The organism is Micromonospora sp. B006, assembly GCF_003408515.1.
Lineage (GTDB): Bacteria > Actinomycetota > Actinomycetes > Mycobacteriales > Micromonosporaceae > Micromonospora > Micromonospora echinospora_A.
The window spans coordinates 3,615,157-3,631,183 of sequence record NZ_CP030865.1; the positions used below are offsets into that span (position 1 = coordinate 3,615,157).

Genomic DNA, 16,027 nt, shown 5'->3' on the forward strand with positions numbered 1-16,027 from the left:
GCCGGCTGGTCCCTCCAGGCCAGGCTACGGTCCGGCCAGCCGCCGCTCGATCTCGTCCGCCGTGGCAGTGGCCCCGATCCGGGCAGCCACCGCGTGGGCGCGCCGCCAGACGTCCCGGGCCGCCTCGGCCCCGGTCAGCCGTTCCACCGCCCGGGCCAGGTCCATCAGGGCCTCCACCTGCAGCGGCGGGCTGGCCGTCAGGTCGTCGGCCGCCTGTTCGAGCAGGACCCGCGCCCGCGCCGGCTCGCCCGACATCAGGCTGATCCGTCCCTGGGCGTACCGGGCGTAGGCCAGGTACGCCGCGACCCGCGTCTTGCGGGCCTGCTCCAGGGCGGTGTCGGCGTACCCGGCCGCCTCGCCCAGCCGGCCGTGCCCCGCGAGCATCGCGGCGACCTCGCTGAGCAGCGCCACCTCACCGAGCCGGTCACCGTGCCGCCGGACCAGATCCAGGGCTTCCAGGTACGCCGCCCGGGCCTCGTCCACCGCGCCGCGGTGGTCGTGCCAGCGGCCCGACGCGCGCAGGCCGAACGCGAGCGGCCGGGGCGTGCCGGCGGCCCGCAGCAGCGCGACGGCCCGGGCGAGCGTGTCCCCGGCGGCCGGATCGCCTTCCTGCAACTGGAGTACGCCCAGCCGGACGAGTTTCGGTCCGGCGGCGACCTCGTCACCGGCTTCCTGGTACAGCTCGATGGAGCGGACCAGGCTGGCGCGTGCCGACGCCCGGTCACCCAGTCCCTCGTACACCTGGTTCTCGACCCCGGCGATGTCGGCCCGCAGCCAGGGTTGGGCGAGCGGCTCGGCCGCCGCGGCGGCGGCCTGCGCGTAGCCGAGCGCGGCCTCCAGGTCACTGCGCAGCAGGGCCGCGAACGCCACGCAGAGCCGGAGCCGGGCGATCCCCTCGGGGTGCCGCCGGCGCTCGGCGGCCGCCAGCCCGGTCTCGGTGACCCGGGTCAGCTCGTCCAGCCGGGCGTCGACGAACAGGTAGTAGTCGCAGTGCCAGGCCAGCGCCCAGGAGTAGTCCTCCAGGCCGGGCGTCGCGGCGGCCTGCTCGACGCTGTCCAGCAGGGCGGCCCGTTCGGCGCTGAACCAGCGCTTCGGGTCGCTCAGGTGCTCGCCGGTGGGCGCCGGTGACCTCGGCAGGTCGGCGACGATGGCGGCGCCGCCCTCGTGACTCAGCGCCACCCGGGCCTGCTCGACCAGCGTCAGCCAGGTGCCGAAGACACGCCGCAGCACCTCCGGCCGTTCCCGCGGCCCCTCCTCCCGCGCGGCGCGCTCCCGGGCGAAGGCGCGGACCAGATCGTGGAGGTGATAGCGGACCTGGCCCAGCTCGTCCGGCCCGGTCACCTCGACCAGGTTGGCCTCGACCAGGCCGGTGACCGCGTCCGCCGCGCCCGCCTCGTCGTCGAGCAGGACGCCGGGCAGCCACGGCGGGGCCCGGTCGAGGTCCAGCACCGCGAACCGGCGCAGCAGCCGCCGGGCCGGCTCGTCCAGCGCCACGTACGCCGAGTGGAACGCCGCCCGTACGCTGCGGTCGGCGCGGGTGAGGTGGTCCAGCCGGTGCGAGAGTTCGGCGAGCTGCGCCGCCGCCTGCCGCAGCGACGGCACGCCGGGTATCGCCAGCCGGGCGCCCGCGATCCGCACCGCCAGCGGCAGCAGTCCGCAGTGGTGGACGACGTCCGACGCGGAGCCGGGTTCGGCAGCGACGCGGTCCGCGCCGATGATGCCGGCGAGCAGCCGCAGTGCGTCCGCCTCGGGCAGCGGGTCCAGCCGCAGCTGGTAGGCGCCGTCGACGTCGACGAGCGCGCGCCGGCTCGTGACCAGCACGACGGTGTCCGTCCCGGGCAGCAGGGGGCGCACCTGCGCCGCGTCGGCCGCGTTGTCCAGCAGCACCAGACCGGGCCGCTCGGCCATCGCGCCCCGGAACAGCGCGGCGCGTTCCTCCAGGTCCGCGGGGATCTCCGCGCCGGGTACGCCGAGCGCCCGCAGGAACCGCCCGAGCACCTCCACCGGAGGCGACGGATGGTCGTGCCCGTTCAGGTCGACGTACAGGTGCGGACCGGGGTACGCCGCGCCGAGCTGGTGGGCGATCCGGACCGCCAGCGTGGTCTTGCCGACGCCGGGCAGGCCGCTGATCGCCGTCACCGCGACCGCCGGCCGATCCGGAAGCCACTCCAGGACCGCCGCGATCTGCTCCTCCCGGCCGACGAAGTCGGTGAGGCCCGCCGGAAGCATCCGGACCGGCGGGCGTGCGGCCCCGTCCGGTCCGGCGGCTCCGTGTTGAGCGGCGGCGGCCGGGCGCGTTCCGGAGGCGGCCGGGCGGTCCGGCGGCGCGACGACCGGCCCGGCGTCGGGTGCCGCCCGCAGGCTGGGGTCGTTGCGCAGGATCAGGTCGCGTAGCCGGGTCAGCTGCGCCGTCGGGTCGACGCCGAGCTCCTCGGCCAGGCGACGGCGCAACTGGTCGAACCGGTCCAGCGCCTCGCCCTGCCGGTCCGCCAGGTAGAGGGCCCGCATGAGCTGGCCCACGAGCGACTCCCGCCACGGGTACGCCTCGACCAGTTCGGTGAGCCGGCCGATGACGCTGTCGTACCGGCCGAGGCCCAGCTCCAGGCCGAGGCAGCGCTCGACCACTGTCATCCGCCGCTCGTCGAGACGCTGCGCCGCGGCGGTGAGCGCCGGCGTACGCAGGCCGTCGAGCGCCGGACCGCGCCACATCGCCAGCGCCTCGCGCAGCCCGGACAACGCCTCCTCCGGGGCGCCGCCCTGGTCGAGTCGCCCCTCGGCCCGGCGTACCCGTTCCTCGAAGACGTCCAGGTCGAGCTGACCGTCGGCGACGGTGAGCAGGTATCCGGAGCCGTGGGTGCCGATCACGTCGCCGGGCAGACCGGCGGCGCGCAGCGCCCGTCGCGCCGCCGCGACCCGGTTGCGGACCTGGACGTCCGCGCTCGCCGGCGGATGGCTGCCCCACGCGGCGTCCATGAGGCGGGACACCGGGACGATCCGGTTGGCTTCCAGCAGCAACGCGGCGAGCATTGCCTGACTGCGCGGGCCACCGACGCGGACCGTCCGGTCGTCGAAGCACACCTCGACCGGGCCGAGCAGCCGAAACATGACCGCCGGCACCATTCGCTCCCCCCGAAGCGCGCGGACCCGGGCGACCACTTCATGATCGCCCTCCGGCCCCACCCTAGACGAGTTCGCGCGAGGTCAGGGGGTGACGCGTACCAGCGGTGGCCGGGGGGACGCACCACTGTGGCCGGTCGTCGCCGCCGGTCAGCCGATCGGCTCCGGCGCGGTGTGCGGCGCCGGGCCGGAGGCGGCCCACGCCCGGCGTCGTCGCGAATGACGCCGGTAGAACGTGACCAGGAACATCGCCTGGAGCGTGCCCTCGACGAGCAGGACGAGCGCGCCGTCCACGGCCGCGAGCAGGCTTCCGCCGGTCGCGCCGGCCAGCACGGCCGAGCCCGCCTGGATCGCGCCGTGCGCGACGATCGGAATTCCGAACAGGACGAAGCTGGACAGCGCGACAGCGCTGCCCGCCACCACCGCCAGCGCGTAGATCCGCACCGCGCGCCGCTCGTGCGGCGGCAGGACGCCGGTGGGGTCCCCGGCGGACGCCGCCACCCGGCCGGGAAACGCCGCGTGCAGACCCCGGCGCAACAGGTGCCGGGCGTACGCGAAGCCGTCCTGGAACAGGTTGCGGCACCGCAGCAGGTCCAGCAGGACGAAGTAGCAGTCGGTGCGCATGTAGACGTGCAGTTGCAGCGCCATCGACATGACGATCACCAGGACGACGGCGGACAGCAGCCCGTCGACGAGCGGATGCGGCCGGGCGTACGCCATCACCAGCAGCGCGGCGCACACGACGGCGAAATCCCACAGCAGGCCGCTGAGATAGACGCGGTACCGGTGGCGGCGCGGCACCGACCAGATCGCTGTCACGTCGGTCTCCAGGACCAGGTGGTGCAGCCGGGTGGCGAAGCGGATCCGGGCCGGCGCGTCCAGCGAACGGGCCGCGACCAGGTGACTGAACTCGTGCAGAACGGCCGTCACGGAGAACAGCGCGGTGTTCACGAGCACGGCGAGACCGACGTAGCCGGTCCAGAAGAAGTCCCGGTACGAGGGCAGCAGCTCGGGACGGCGTACCACGGTGGCCAGCGTCGCCGCGACCAGCGCGACGTAGGCCACCTTCGCCGCGGGGCCGAACAGCCAGCGCACGTGCCGGGCCCGCAGCCAGGGCAGATGCGGCCGGTCCTCGCGGCGGGCGCCGCCGGTGGGCCGGCCGTCGACCTCGGCCACCAGGCCCGCCTCCCGCAGCGCGAGCACCAGGTCCACGAGGTCGAGGTCCACGTCGTGCTCGGCGGCGATCCGTTCCTCGGCCACGCCGATCGGCGCTCCGCCGTCGAGCAGCTCGACGGCGCGGGCGCCGATCGCGGGCAGCTCCACGAACTCGCCGACCTCCGGCCGGCCCACCACCACCGAGTCCGGGTCGTCGTCGGACGGCCGGATCCGCAGCGGGTGGAACCGTACCCGCGTCGCGGCGCTCAGGTCCGGCGCGGCCTCGGTCCCGGTGGTCGTCATCGCCCGGTCCTCACGCGCCGCGCGGACCGCACGAGGGGCAGTCCGGGTCTCGCGGCACGTCGATGAAGTAGTGGTGGTCCCAGCGCGCGGCGTTCTGGTGGAAGACCCGCCCGGCGACCTGCTGGGGCAGCCCGCCGAGGTAATAGAGCACCTCCAGCGCGCAGAGGTGACCTGTCACGTTCGCGGTGGCGGCGATCACCGCGTTCGGTCGTTCCCCTCCGCGCAGTGGCGTGCCGTCGGTCTGGATCTCGTGCTTGTCCGGCCGTCGCCGCAGGCACGTGTAGCACCCGGTACGGCCCGGAAGGAACGAGCCGACCACTGTCATCGGGCCGGTGTAGAGCGCCATGAACCACGGAGTGCCGGTACGCAGGGCCGCCTCGTTCGTCCAGTCCTGGATCTGGTCGACGGGCCGGTCCGCGCAGAGGACGAAGGCGTCCCGCCCGTTCATCAGCGGCACCAGGTCGTCGGCGGAGCGGACGCGGCACTCCTCCCCGGTGACCTCGACGTGCGAGTTCATCGCCCGCAGCCGGTCCACGGCGACCTTCACCTTCGGCTGGCCGAGGTCGCTCTCGGTGTAGAGCAGCTGGCGGGTCAGGTTCGGCTGGTCGATCACGTCGAAGTCGGCGCAGTGCAGGCCGCCGACGCCGCTGGCGACGAGTCCGGCCGCGACCGCCGTACCGGTGCCGCCGAGACCGAGTACGGAGACCCGGGCCCGCCCGATGCGCGCCTGAACCTCGAAGGGCGAACGGCGCGGCTGGGTGTCGATCCAGGCGTAGAAGTGCCGGGCCCGGTCGTAGCGCTGCGCGGCCTCCACTGTGAACCCGTCGGGCAGCGGGGCCGCCGCGTCCTCGACGAAGCCCTGCGCGATGAGCTGGTCCACCACCTCGCGGACGCTGTCCTCGTCGATGCCCGGGTGCGTCTCGGCGAGGTCCGCGCAGACCTCCCACACGTACCGGGTGCCGTCGAGCAACGTCAGGATGCGGGCGATCGTACCGTCCTCGTCGTCCTGGATCTCCGACGCGACGCCGTACTGCATCAGACCGATGATCAGCCGGTTCCCCGGCAGGGTGTAGGGCTCGTGGACACTCTTGATGCGCGGCTTGAGCATGGGTACCGCAACCTCACAATGCTCGGCGGAAGGCGGGAAAGCGGCACCCCGGCCGCCGCCGGTACGTGGCGGCGACCGGGGTGCCGACGCGGATCAGGCGCCGTTGCTCTCGCGGATGACGGTGGTCTCCAGCCGCTCCAGCTTGCGGACCTTCAGCGAGAGCTTCTTCTTGCCGGCCTGCTCGATCGTGGCCTTCTCCATGGACGCCTCCTCGATTCGGGTACGCCCTCCGCAGTACCGCGGAAGGCGAGCCCAAGCCTGTCGCCAAGCGTCACCGGTCGATCACAAGTCGATCATCAACGGCCGTTGGCGGGCGCCGCTAGCATCCGGGTGCGTGGCCCGACCTGTGATGATCGCGTTGATCGGTGTCGACGGCTCCGGCAAGACCACCCAGGCGAAGGCGCTGGCCGAACGGCTGCGCCGGCGGGGTGTCCGGGCGCGGTACTTCGAGAACGCCGGTGGGCGGCCGCTGTGGAACCGGCTGGCCCGGGCGCTCGGCCGGACGGACGGGGTGGCGCTGTTCGGTCGTACCGTCTATCCGGCGCTGGAGGCGACGGTGCGCGCGGCGGCGATGGCCCGGACCGTGGCGGTGGCCCGCCTGACCGGCCGGGTGGCCGTGCTGGACCGGTGGACCTGGTGCCAGGACGTGATCATGGCGGCCCGGGGCGACCGGGGACGGCGCGTGGTGCGCGCCGCGTACGCGGTCTTCCCGCGCCCGGCGGTGGTGTGCTTCCTGGCCACCTCCCCCGAGGTGGCCCGGCAGCGGGTGGCCGCGCGCGGCATCGACACCGAGGAACTGGCGCACCTGTGCGCGCTGGACGCCGCGTACCGGGCGTTGCCGGAGTTCGGCTCGTTCGTCACGCTCGACGGCGACGGCACGCCGGACGAGGTGGCCGCAGCCCTCGACGCGGCCGTGGCCGCGATCGTGGTTCCGGCGCGGCATTGAGTCGTGCGTGCGGGGCGGCGTTAAGAAGGGGCCCCTTTACTACCGGAGGCGTTAAGAAGGGGCCCTTCCTTACCCGCGGTCGCGCAGCCAGCGGAGCACGTCGGAGGGCAGCTCGCGGTCCTCGCGCTGCTCGCGGCGGTCCGGCTCGGTCCGCCGGGGCGGCTGCGGACGCTGCGGGTCGCCGACGAGCTTCCGGCTGGGGGCGGTGAAATCGCGCTCCGGCTCGCCGGTGACCGCCGTCCTGATGGTCCGCGCCACCGCGTCGATCACCTTCGCCTGCACGGCGGAGCCGACCAGGTCGGTGACGTCGTCCGGGTTGGCGGCGATGCCGGCCACGGCGACCTGCGGGGTGTACCCGACGAACGTCTCCGTGGCGTTCCGCTCCGAGCTGCCGGTCTTGCCGGCGACCGGGCGGCCGACGATCCGGTCGACGGCGGTGGCGGTGCCGCCGTTGCACTGCTCGAACGCGGACTGCTGGCCGACCGGGCAGCGGGCCGCGTCGGTGGCGGCCCGGGCCACGTCCGGTTCGAGGACCCGCTTGCACTCCGGCTGCCCCACGTCGACGGTCCCGCCGTCGGGCGTGGTCACCGAGACCACCGGCAGCGGCGCGCAGTACGTGCCCTCGGCGGCCACCGTCGCGTACGCGTTCGCCAGGTCGAGCGGGGTGGTGGCGGCCACGCCCAGCGTGAACGCGCCCCAGTCGGCGGCGTGGTCGCGGGCGAACGCGGCGTCGGAGCCGGCCCGGAAGGTGATGCCGAGGCGCTGCGCCATCTCCACCACCTTGTCCTCGCCGACCTGCTCGGCGAGCCAGACGAAGTACGTGTTGACGGAGCGGCCGAAGCCGTCCCACATCATCCGGTAGCCGTCCATCCACTGCGGGTTGGCGTTCGCCGGGCACCAGGTGCCGTCGCAGTTGCCCTCGTCGTCCGAGGCGTACCGGGTGGGCAGGCGGCTCGGCGCGTCGAAGCCGGTGGACAGCGGCTTGCCGGCCTCCAGCGCGGCCAGCATGGTGAACATCTTGAACGTCGAGCCGGCCTGGTAGCCGTCGACGCTGGCGCCGCCGGAGATCAGCGGGTTGACAGTGTTCGGGTAGTTGGCCTGCCCGGCGGGGTTGTCGTCGAGGCTGTAGTGCCGGTTCACCGCCATGGCGAGCACCCGGCCGGTGCCGGGCTCGACCGCCGCGATCGGCAGCGCGCGCTTGTTGCCGTACCCGTAGACCTTGGTGGCCTGCTCCTGCGCGGTCTCCTGGATCGCCGGGTCGAGCGTGGTGACGACCCGGTAGCCGCCCCGGCGCAGCGCCTGCTCGCGCTCCTCGGGGGTGCTGCCGAAGGCGGGCTGGGTGAGCCACCAGCGGCGCAGGTAGTCGCAGAAGAAGCCCCAGTCGTCGTGGCCCTGGGCGGTGGCGGTGCAGCCGTTGGGCTGGGCGGTCGGGCGCAGCGTGGGCGCCTGCGCCTTCGCCGCCGCGGCTTGCTGGGCGGTGATCGCTCCGGTCTCGGCCATCGCGTCCAGCACGTACGCCCGGCGGGCCAGCGCCTGGTCGAGGTCGCCGTCGATCGGGCTGTACGCCTCCGGCGACTGGACCAGACCGGCCAGCAGCGCAGCCTCGCCCAGCGTCAGGTCGGCCGGGGCCTTGCCGAAGTAGCGCTGGCTCGCGGCGGCGACGCCGTACGCGCCGGAACCGAAGTACGCGATGTTCAGGTAGCGGTTGAGGATCTCGTCCTTGGACAGCGACTGCTCCAGCGCGTTCGCGTACCGGATCTCCTGGAGCTTGCGCCCGACGGTCTGCTCGGTGGCGGCCTGCCGCTCCTCCGCTGTGCGGTTCGGGTCGGTCTTGAGCACGTTGCGGACGTACTGCATGGTCAGCGTGGAGCCGCCCTGCTCGGTGCCGCCGCCCTTGACGTTCGCCACCAGCGCCCGGGCGATGCCGCGCAGGTCCGCGCCGCCGTGCGAGTAGAACCGCCGGTCCTCGGCCGCGATGATCGCCTGCCGCATCACCGGGGCGATCTCGTCCAGCGACACGTCGGTGCGGTTCACGTCGTAGAACGTGGTGATCAGCGTCTTGCCGTCGTTGGCGTAGAGGTAGGAGCGCTGCGGCTGGGCCGGCGTGCGCAGCGCGTCGGGCAGGTCCGCGTACGCGCCGAGCGCCGCCCGGGCGGCGAACCCGCCGAGCAGTCCGGCGGGAAGCGCGGCGACCGCGAGGACGAGCCCGGCGAGCAGGCCGGCCAGCAGCACGGTGAACAGCCGCGACAGCGGCGACCTGGGAGACGGCATGGTCGCAAGGATTGCCACGAAAGCCGCCTACCGGCCACCTCGCCAGGCAACTGTCAGTTACTTCACGGCGACCGCCCAGCTGAAGAAACGGTCAGCCCGCCCCGAGTGGGCCCTTCGGTGACGCGGGCGGCACCGGTGCGGCGGCGACGCTGGCCGCTGCGGCGTCCCGGGCGATGGTCTCGGGCACCAGGCGGCCGCTGCGGTAGCCGATGCCGATGCCGGCGACCAGCACGAAGATCGCGCCGAACGTCTGGAGCGAGCCGATCAGCGCGCCGCCCAGGCCGAGCAGCGGGGCGGCGATCATCAGCATGGTCCCGTCGCCGTAGGAGAACATCCCGGACCGGGCGACGGACCAGCCGGTCAGGAACCAGCCCACGCTGTAGAGGGTGGCGCCGAACAGCACGATGCCCCGCGCGGTCACGCCGAACACGGGCGTCTGCTCGGCCAGGCCGGCGAACGGGAGCATCAGCACCATCCCGCCGATGCTGCACAGCAGCCCGGCCAGCGCGATCCGGCGGCAGCGGGTGGCGGCGAGCAGGCCGGTGAGCGCGAGCAGGGCGAGCAGCCCGAGCCACACCGAGGCGACCCAGCCGACCAGGTAGAGCGGCCGGCCGTCGGCCGGGTACGGGTCGTTGCCCACCCCGCCGTCGCTGGCCATCGCCACCAGGCCGTAGAGCACCGCGTACGCCGGCAGCAGCCAGACCGCCGCGCGGGCGAACCGGCGGACCGACCAGGCCCAGGTCGCGTCGGTGGCCGGCGCGCCGCGGCCGGACTCGGAGACGAACGGCAGGACCCCGAAACCCCCTCCGGTACGCCGGGAGCCGATCGGCCCGGCGGGGTCGTGCGCACCGGGGACCGGGGTACGGGAGAACAGCCGGTTCGCCGGGTCCTTCATGCCTCACCTCGTTCGCGCCGCGGGCGGCCCGGGACACGCAACGGCGCTCCGGCCCTGCTCACCACCCGTCCTGAAACCGATGGTGGCAGCCGCCGGAGCGCCGCATGAGGGATTCTCGGATTTGCCGGTCAGCCCCGCTCGCGCTGGTCCGCCGGGTCGTTCACCAGGCTGGCCGGTGACACCGGCTCCGGCGCGGGCAGACCCTGCGGGGTGTTGCCGCCGGTGGCCTGCGCCTCCGCCACACGTACCTCGTCGTGGATCTCCTGGGCCGCGATGGCCGCGGCCTGGGCCGCCTCGGCGGCCTCCCGCTCGACCTCGCCGGCGCTCTTGGCAGCCTCCGGCGAGGGCTGGTCGCCGACCATGTTGGCCAGCCCGCCCAGCGCGCCGCCCATGCCCTCCAGGGCCTTGGTCAGCTCGGTCGGGACGATCCAGACCTTGTTGGCCGTGCCGTTGGCGATCTGCGGCAGCGCCTGGAGGTACTGGTAGGCCAGCACCTTCTGGCTCGGGTTGGCGGTGTGGATCGCGTCGAAGACGGTACGGATCGCCTTCGCCTGGCCCTCCGCCTGCAGGATCCGGGCCTGCCGGTCACCGTCGGCGCGCAGCACCGCGGCCTGCTTCTCACCCTCGGCAGTGAGGATCTGCGACTGCTTGTGGCCCTCGGCGTTGAGGATCGCGGCACGGCGGTCCCGCTCGGCGCGCATCTGCTTCTCCATGGAGTCGCGGATGCTCGGCGGCGGCTCGATCGCCTTGATCTCGACCCGGGTCACCTTGATGCCCCAGCGGCCGGTGGTCTCGTCCAGCACGCCGGACAGGTGCCGGTTGATCTCCTCGCGGCTGGTCAGCGCGCGCTCCAGGTCCAGCGAGCCGATCACGTTACGCAGCGTGGTGACGGTGAGCTGCTCGATCGCCTGGAGGAAGTTGGAGATCTCGTAGGTGGCGCGAACCGAGTCGACCACCTTGAAGTAGAGCACCGTGTCGATCGAGACGACCAGGTTGTCGGAGGTGATCACCGGCTGGGGCGGGAAGCTGACCACCTGCTCGCGCATGTCGACCTTGGTGCGCACCGCGTCCACGAACGGCACCAGCAGGTTGAGGCCCGGGTTCAGGGTGCGCTTGTACCGGCCCAGCCGCTCCACCACGCCCTGCCGCTGCTGCGGCACGATCCGTACCGCCTTGAACAGCGTCACCACACCGATCAACGCCACCGCGATCATCAGGATCGCCAGAAACTCCATACCGTTCACCTTTTCGCTTCGGGCAGCTCGCCCGGGGGAGAAATGTCGTCCTGCCATACCAGGGCGGTAGCGCCCCGGACCTTGATCACCTGCACCCGCTCACCCTCGGCGTACGCGCGCGTCGCGTCGTACGAGCGGGCCGTCCACAGCTCACCGTCAATCTTGATCATGCCGCGCTCGGCATCGACCGGCTCCAGGACCACAGCGGTGGCCCCCTCCAGCGCCTCGACCCCGAACGGCTGCTCCCCGGTCTCGATCGCCGGCCGCGCGTGCCGCCGGACCACCGGCCGGACCACCGCCACCGACAACGCCGACACCACGGCGAAGATCACCGCCTGCAGCGCCACCGGCGCACCGAGCGCCGCGGCGCCGGCAGCGGCGAACGCTCCGACCCCGAACATGATCAGGAAGAGCGTCGTCGTGAAGATCTCGGCGACCGCTAATACCACACCCAGAACGATCCAGAACACGGCGTCCACGAGAACAATCCTGACACGTCAACGCACGTGTCATCGAACTGTCATGATCGCTAGGCTCGGCTCGGCGTACCGCGCCGCCCGCCGACGAGGAGGACGACATGGCCCTGCTGCCCGAAACCGCGCGTCAGGTGGACCTCCTGGTCGCCCGGGCCCAGGCCGAAGGGCGGGGCCCGTCGCTCGCTCTCGGCGTAATCCGCGACGGGCGCCTGGCGCACCTGGCCGTCGCCGGTGAGACGCCCCGCCCCGACGCCGACCTCCAGTACCGGATCGGCTCGATCACCAAGACCATGACCGCGGTGCTGGTGATGCAGCAGCGCGACGCCGGCCGGCTGGCGCTGGACGACCCGCTGGACGCGCACCTGCCCGGCACCCCGGTCGGGTCCGTGACCGTGCGCCGGCTCCTCGGCCACGTCAGCGGGCTGCAACGCGAGCCGGACGGCCAGTGGTGGGAGCGGACCGAGGGCGCGGACCTGCCGACGCTGCTCGCCGGGCTGACACCGGACAAGATCGCCCACCCGCCGCACTTCGTCTACCACTACTCGAACCTCGCGTACGGGCTGCTCGGCGGCGTGCTGGAACGGATCACCGGCACCCCGTGGGCGGAGCTGCTGACCGAGCGGCTGTTGGCGCCGCTGGGCATGCGCCGCACCACGTACCACCCCACCGAGCCGTACGCCCCCGGCTACGTCGTGCACCCCTGGCACGAGACGCTGCGGGAGGAGCCGCTCACCGACAGCGGGGCGATGGCGCCCGCCGGGCAGCTCTGGTCGACGGTCGAGGACCTGGGCCGTTGGGCGTCGTTCCTGGCCGACCCGGACCCGGCGCTGCTCTCGCCCGCCACGCTCACCGAGATGTGCGCCCCCATGGTCATCAACGACCTGGACTCGTGGAGCGGCGGCCACGGACTCGGCATTGAGCTCTACCGGGTCGGCGACCGGGTGTACGTGGGGCACGGCGGCTCGATGCCCGGGTACGTCGCCGGCCTGGCCGTCCACCGGCCCACCCGCACCGCCGTGGTGAACTTCGCCAACTCGTACGGCCTGCGCGGCCACCACATCGGCGCGCTCGGCCGGGAGGCGCTCACGCTGGTGCTGGACGCCGAACCGGCCGCGCCCGCCCCCTGGCGCCCGGCCGACCCGCCCGCCGCCGACGTGGCCGCGCTGACCGGCCGCTGGTGGTGGATGGGCGGCGAGTACGAGTTCCGCGTCGACGCCGCCGGTGAGCTGGTCGGCGGTCAGGTGGGCAGGCCGCAGCTGCGCTTCACCCCCGAGGGCCCGGACCGGTGGCGGGGCCGCTCCGGCTCCCAGGACGGCGAGATCCTCACCGTGATCCGCGACGGTTCCGGCACCCCGGTAGCCCTCGACATAGCCACCTTCGTCCTGACCCGAACCCCCGACGAACTCCCCTAACCCCCGCCCTCGCCCCCACCCTCGCCCTTCGCCCCCGCCCCCGCCCCCGCCTCCGCCCCCGCCCCGGCCCGCCCCGGCCCGCCCCGGCGATCTTGCACTTACGGCCCCCATTTCGCCCTGCTATGCCCGACCCGCGGGGGCCACAACTCCATGATCGACGCACACCCGCACCGCCCACCCCCGTGATCAAGGAGTTTGCGTCGGTGTTGATCTCCAATACACCCACAAACTCCTTGATCAACCTGGCGAGGGGCGCCAGGAGGGGACCCGAAAGGAAGCCCGAGACGGGGCCGGGGCGGGGGACAGGAGGTCCGAGGGCGGGCGGAGCTGACGCCACGGCGGGTCCGGCGGCGGGCGGAGCTGGCGCGGCGGGTCCAGGGGCGGGCGAAGCTGACGCGGCGGGTCCAGGGGCGGGCGGAGCTGACGCACGGCGGGGCCGGGGGCGACCGTGACCGGCGCAGGGATCAAGCCTGACCGCCCGGAGCCGGGCACGATCGCCCCCGGCCCCCAACCGCAACCACCCAGGACCGAAACAAGTCAGACAGGCTCGGTCACGAAGTCGATCAACCGCTCCATGGCGTTGATCAGCGGCGTCTCCACGTCCGCGAAACTGTCCACACGGGACAGAATGCGCCGCCACATGTCGGCCGGCTCGGCCACCCCGAGCGCCGCGCAGACGCCCTCCTTCCAGGGCTGTCCCGGCGGCACCACAGGCCACGCCGCGATGCCCAGCGCCGCCGGACGTACCGCCTGCCACACGTCGACGTAGGGGTGGCCGGTGACCAGCACGTGCGGCGAGGTGACCCGGGCCACGATCCGGCTCTCCTTCGAGCCGGGCACCAGGTGGTCGACGAGCACCCCGAGGCGGCGGCCGGGGCCGGGCGCGAACGCGCGTACCTCCTCGGCGAGCGCGTCAATGCCGTCCAACGGCTCCACCACCACGCCCTCGATGCGCAGGTCGTCGCCCCAGATCCGCTCGACCAGCGCGGCGTCGTGCACGCCCTCGACCCAGATCCGGCTGGCCTTGGCGACCTGCGCCCGTACGCCGTCCACCGCGATCGACCCGGACGCGGTACGGCGGCGCGCGGCGGGCACCGGGGCACGGGCCGGCCGCCGTAGCGTGACCGGCCGGCCGTCGAGCAGGAACGCGGCGGGCAGCAGCGGGAAGTTGCGCCGCCGCCCGTGCCGGTCCTCCAGCACCACCGCGCCGGCGTCGAAGCCGACCACCGCGCCGCAGAACCCGGAGTCGGCGTCCTCGACCACCAGGTCGGGTTCGGCGTCGACTTCGGGGGTCACCTTCCGTCGCCGCCAGTCGCCGGCCAGCACGTCGCCGTCGTATCGCCCCGCCATGCCGGAGACGCTAACCACGACCTCGGCGTGTCGCTCGCCGACGCGCCGACCGGGCCGTCATCCGTCGGCACGAAACGGTGCGAAGGGGTTAGTTGGGGGCAGGTCGCGCCACCGGAGCGGCAGCCGAGACAGCAGCGGCGCGGAGCACGTACCCTTTCGGCATGTCCTCCCCCGCAGCGGGCGCGGCCACACTGGCTCCGCGCCGGTCGAGCCGGTTCGTCGCCTGGGTGCGTGCCTGGCGAGCCGGCCTGGTGCCGTTCGACGAGGTGGCCGACGCGGTTGCCGGCGACGAGGAGCACCTGGTCGCCGACGCACCCGGCACCTGGACCGACGTGTCCCTGCGGGAGGCGCTGCCCAGCCTGGCCAAGCACTCCCCGGACGACATCCGCCTGGTGCTGCCCGCGCCCGGCGACCCGCGCGGCCTGCCCGGCCCGGGCGCGTTCGCCGGGGCGGCGCTGGTGGCCGGCGAGGCGGTGGTGGCCAGCGGGATGGGGTTGGTGCCGGAGGTCCGCACGCACACCTCCGGCTCGGGGATGACCTGGGAGACAGTGCTCTGGCGGGTCCACCCGCTGCCGGCGGACGCGCCGAAGGCGTCCCTGTCCACGCCCGGCGCGGCGGAGGCCGAGGCGGAACTCTCCGCTGTGCTCGCCGAGACGACCGCCACGCTGACCCGGCTGGACGTCGCGCAGTGGCGGCCCGAGCTGGCCGGCGCGCTCGCCGCGCTGCGCCGCCCGGACGGCGCCACCGACCTGCCGCCGGGCTTCGACCCGCGGGCCCGCCGGTTGTTCGCGCGCGCCGCCGTACTCGATCGGGTGCTCGCGCTTGCCGGGGAGAGCGCGCCCGGCGGCGCGGTGAACACCTACGAGGCGCAGCAACGGGACGCGGCGCTGCGGCCGCTGACCACCGCCTGCCGGCAGGCCCTGGTGGCCGCCTGCAACGCGCCGCTGCGGCTGTAGAACGCCGGCTCAGACCTCGTCGATCAGGTCGGCCACCGAGTCGACGATCCGCGAGGGACGGTACGGGTACCGCTCGGCCTCGGCCCGGCTGCTGATGCCGGTGAGCACCAGGATCGTCTCCAGGCCGGCCTCCAGCCCGCACAGGATGTCGGTGTCCATCCGGTCGCCGATCATCGCGGTCGACTCGGAGTGGGCGTCGATGGTGTTCAGCGCCGAGCGCATCATCATCGGGTTGGGCTTGCCGACGAAGTACGGGTCGACGCCGGTCGCCTTGGAGATCATCGCCGCCACCGAGCCGGCCGCCGGCAGCGCGCCCTCCATCGACGGGCCCGTGGCGTCCGGGTTGGTGCAGATGAACCGGGCGCCGTCGTTGATCAGCCGGATCGCCTTGGTTATCGCCTCGAAGCTGTAGGTGCGCGTCTCCCCCAGCACCACGTAGTCCGGGGCGAAGTCGCTGAGCACGTACCCCACCGCGTGCAGCGCCGTGGTCAGCCCGGCCTCACCGATGACGTACGCGGTGCCGCCCGGCCGTTGGTCAGCCAGGAACTGGGCGGTGGCCAGCGCCGAGGACCAGATCGCCTCCTCCGGCACGTCCAGCCCCATCCGGCCGAGCCGGGCCCGCAGGTCACGCGGGGTGTAGATGGAGTTGTTGGTCAGCACCAGGAACGGCTTGCCGGAGGTGCGCAGCTTCTTGACGAACTCCGGTGCGCCCGGCACCGGCTGCCCCTCGTGCACCAGCACGCCGTCCATGTCGGTGAGCCAGCTCTGCACCGGCTTGCGGTCAAGCATCGTGTCGTCCCCAG

Annotated in this window: 12 protein-coding genes; 3 read left to right on the top strand and 9 right to left on the bottom strand. The window is 73.7% G+C overall.

Features of this window, described 5'->3' with window-relative positions; all coding sequences use genetic code 11:
- Nucleotides 1–24 precede the first annotated feature (24 nt).
- The 3 genes from MicB006_RS16010 to MicB006_RS16020 all read right to left on the bottom strand — a co-directional run bounded on the left by MicB006_RS16010 (nucleotide 25) and on the right by MicB006_RS16020 (nucleotide 5,683).
- On the bottom strand, nucleotides 25–3,105 hold the full coding sequence (locus MicB006_RS16010; RefSeq protein ID WP_161565933.1) for a BTAD domain-containing putative transcriptional regulator: 3,081 nt from the start codon (nucleotides 3,103–3,105) through the stop codon (nucleotides 25–27).
- Between the two features lie 162 nt (nucleotides 3,106–3,267).
- The gene (locus tag MicB006_RS16015) at nucleotides 3,268–4,575 is read right to left on the bottom strand and encodes a hypothetical protein (protein WP_116507140.1); all 1,308 of its coding nucleotides are present in this window, start codon (nucleotides 4,573–4,575) and stop codon (nucleotides 3,268–3,270) included.
- A gap of 10 nt (nucleotides 4,576–4,585) precedes the next feature.
- Nucleotides 4,586–5,683, bottom strand: coding sequence for a TOMM precursor leader peptide-binding protein (locus tag MicB006_RS16020; RefSeq protein ID WP_073831335.1), 1,098 nt, complete (start codon nucleotides 5,681–5,683; stop codon nucleotides 4,586–4,588).
- A 334-nt stretch (nucleotides 5,684–6,017) separates the two neighbouring features.
- On the opposite strand from MicB006_RS16020, the gene MicB006_RS16025 reads away from it, so the two are divergent.
- Nucleotides 6,018–6,629 carry a thymidylate kinase gene (locus tag MicB006_RS16025; protein ID WP_116507142.1) on the top strand — a complete coding sequence of 204 codons (612 nt, stop codon included), beginning with the start codon at nucleotides 6,018–6,020 and terminating at the stop codon, nucleotides 6,627–6,629.
- A 69-nt stretch (nucleotides 6,630–6,698) separates the two neighbouring features.
- On the opposite strand, the gene MicB006_RS16030 is transcribed toward MicB006_RS16025, so the two are convergent.
- The 4 genes from MicB006_RS16030 to MicB006_RS16045 all read right to left on the bottom strand — a co-directional run bounded on the left by MicB006_RS16030 (nucleotide 6,699) and on the right by MicB006_RS16045 (nucleotide 11,509).
- On the bottom strand, nucleotides 6,699–8,900 hold the full coding sequence (locus MicB006_RS16030) for a transglycosylase domain-containing protein (RefSeq protein ID WP_225980386.1): 2,202 nt from the start codon (nucleotides 8,898–8,900) through the stop codon (nucleotides 6,699–6,701).
- A 91-nt stretch (nucleotides 8,901–8,991) separates the two neighbouring features.
- Nucleotides 8,992–9,795: a hypothetical protein gene (locus tag MicB006_RS16035; RefSeq protein ID WP_116507146.1), complete on the bottom strand. Its 804-nt coding sequence runs from the start codon at nucleotides 9,793–9,795 to the stop codon at nucleotides 8,992–8,994.
- 128 nt (nucleotides 9,796–9,923) lie between these two features.
- Nucleotides 9,924–11,030 (bottom strand): SPFH domain-containing protein, encoded by a 1,107-nt coding sequence (locus MicB006_RS16040; RefSeq protein WP_116507147.1) that lies wholly within the window; start codon nucleotides 11,028–11,030, stop codon nucleotides 9,924–9,926.
- 5 nt (nucleotides 11,031–11,035) lie between these two features.
- The gene (locus MicB006_RS16045) at nucleotides 11,036–11,509 is read right to left on the bottom strand and encodes an NfeD family protein (RefSeq protein ID WP_073831339.1); all 474 of its coding nucleotides are present in this window, start codon (nucleotides 11,507–11,509) and stop codon (nucleotides 11,036–11,038) included.
- Nucleotides 11,510–11,607: 98 nt separating this feature from the next.
- On the opposite strand from MicB006_RS16045, the gene MicB006_RS16050 reads away from it, so the two are divergent.
- Nucleotides 11,608–12,918: a serine hydrolase gene (locus MicB006_RS16050; RefSeq protein WP_116507149.1), complete on the top strand. Its 1,311-nt coding sequence runs from the start codon at nucleotides 11,608–11,610 to the stop codon at nucleotides 12,916–12,918.
- 537 nt (nucleotides 12,919–13,455) lie between these two features.
- Here MicB006_RS16050 and MicB006_RS16060 read toward each other — a convergent pair.
- The gene (locus MicB006_RS16060) at nucleotides 13,456–14,268 is read right to left on the bottom strand and encodes a DUF3097 domain-containing protein (RefSeq protein WP_073831341.1); all 813 of its coding nucleotides are present in this window, start codon (nucleotides 14,266–14,268) and stop codon (nucleotides 13,456–13,458) included.
- A gap of 161 nt (nucleotides 14,269–14,429) precedes the next feature.
- Between MicB006_RS16060 and MicB006_RS16065 the strand changes: the two genes are divergently transcribed.
- Nucleotides 14,430–15,224 carry a hypothetical protein gene (locus MicB006_RS16065; protein WP_073831342.1) on the top strand — a complete coding sequence of 265 codons (795 nt, stop codon included), beginning with the start codon at nucleotides 14,430–14,432 and terminating at the stop codon, nucleotides 15,222–15,224.
- Between the two features lie 9 nt (nucleotides 15,225–15,233).
- Here MicB006_RS16065 and MicB006_RS16070 read toward each other — a convergent pair whose 3' ends face one another.
- Complete coding sequence (locus MicB006_RS16070) at nucleotides 15,234–16,013, bottom strand: HAD-IIA family hydrolase (RefSeq protein WP_073831343.1); 780 nt, start codon at nucleotides 16,011–16,013, stop codon at nucleotides 15,234–15,236.
- Nucleotides 16,014–16,027 lie beyond the last annotated feature (14 nt).

Bases quoted from the DNA above. Each gene is read 5' to 3' on its own strand.
- MicB006_RS16040 (WP_116507147.1), bottom strand. From the start codon at position 11,030: ATGGAGTTTCTGGCGATCCTGATGATCGCGGTGGCGTTGATCGGTGTG.
- MicB006_RS16035 (WP_116507146.1), bottom strand. From the start codon at position 9,795: ATGAAGGACCCGGCGAACCGGCTGTTCTCCCGTACCCCGGTCCCCGGT.
- MicB006_RS16050 (WP_116507149.1), top strand. From the start codon at position 11,608: ATGGCCCTGCTGCCCGAAACCGCGCGTCAGGTGGACCTCCTGGTCGCC.
- MicB006_RS16010 (WP_161565933.1), bottom strand. From the start codon at position 3,105: ATGTTTCGGCTGCTCGGCCCGGTCGAGGTGTGCTTCGACGACCGGACG.
- MicB006_RS16060 (WP_073831341.1), bottom strand. From the start codon at position 14,268: ATGGCGGGGCGATACGACGGCGACGTGCTGGCCGGCGACTGGCGGCGA.
- MicB006_RS16020 (WP_073831335.1), bottom strand. From the start codon at position 5,683: ATGCTCAAGCCGCGCATCAAGAGTGTCCACGAGCCCTACACCCTGCCG.
- MicB006_RS16070 (WP_073831343.1), bottom strand. From the start codon at position 16,013: ATGCTTGACCGCAAGCCGGTGCAGAGCTGGCTCACCGACATGGACGGC.
- MicB006_RS16030 (WP_225980386.1), bottom strand. From the start codon at position 8,900: ATGCCGTCTCCCAGGTCGCCGCTGTCGCGGCTGTTCACCGTGCTGCTG.
- MicB006_RS16065 (WP_073831342.1), top strand. From the start codon at position 14,430: ATGTCCTCCCCCGCAGCGGGCGCGGCCACACTGGCTCCGCGCCGGTCG.
- MicB006_RS16015 (WP_116507140.1), bottom strand. From the start codon at position 4,575: ATGACGACCACCGGGACCGAGGCCGCGCCGGACCTGAGCGCCGCGACG.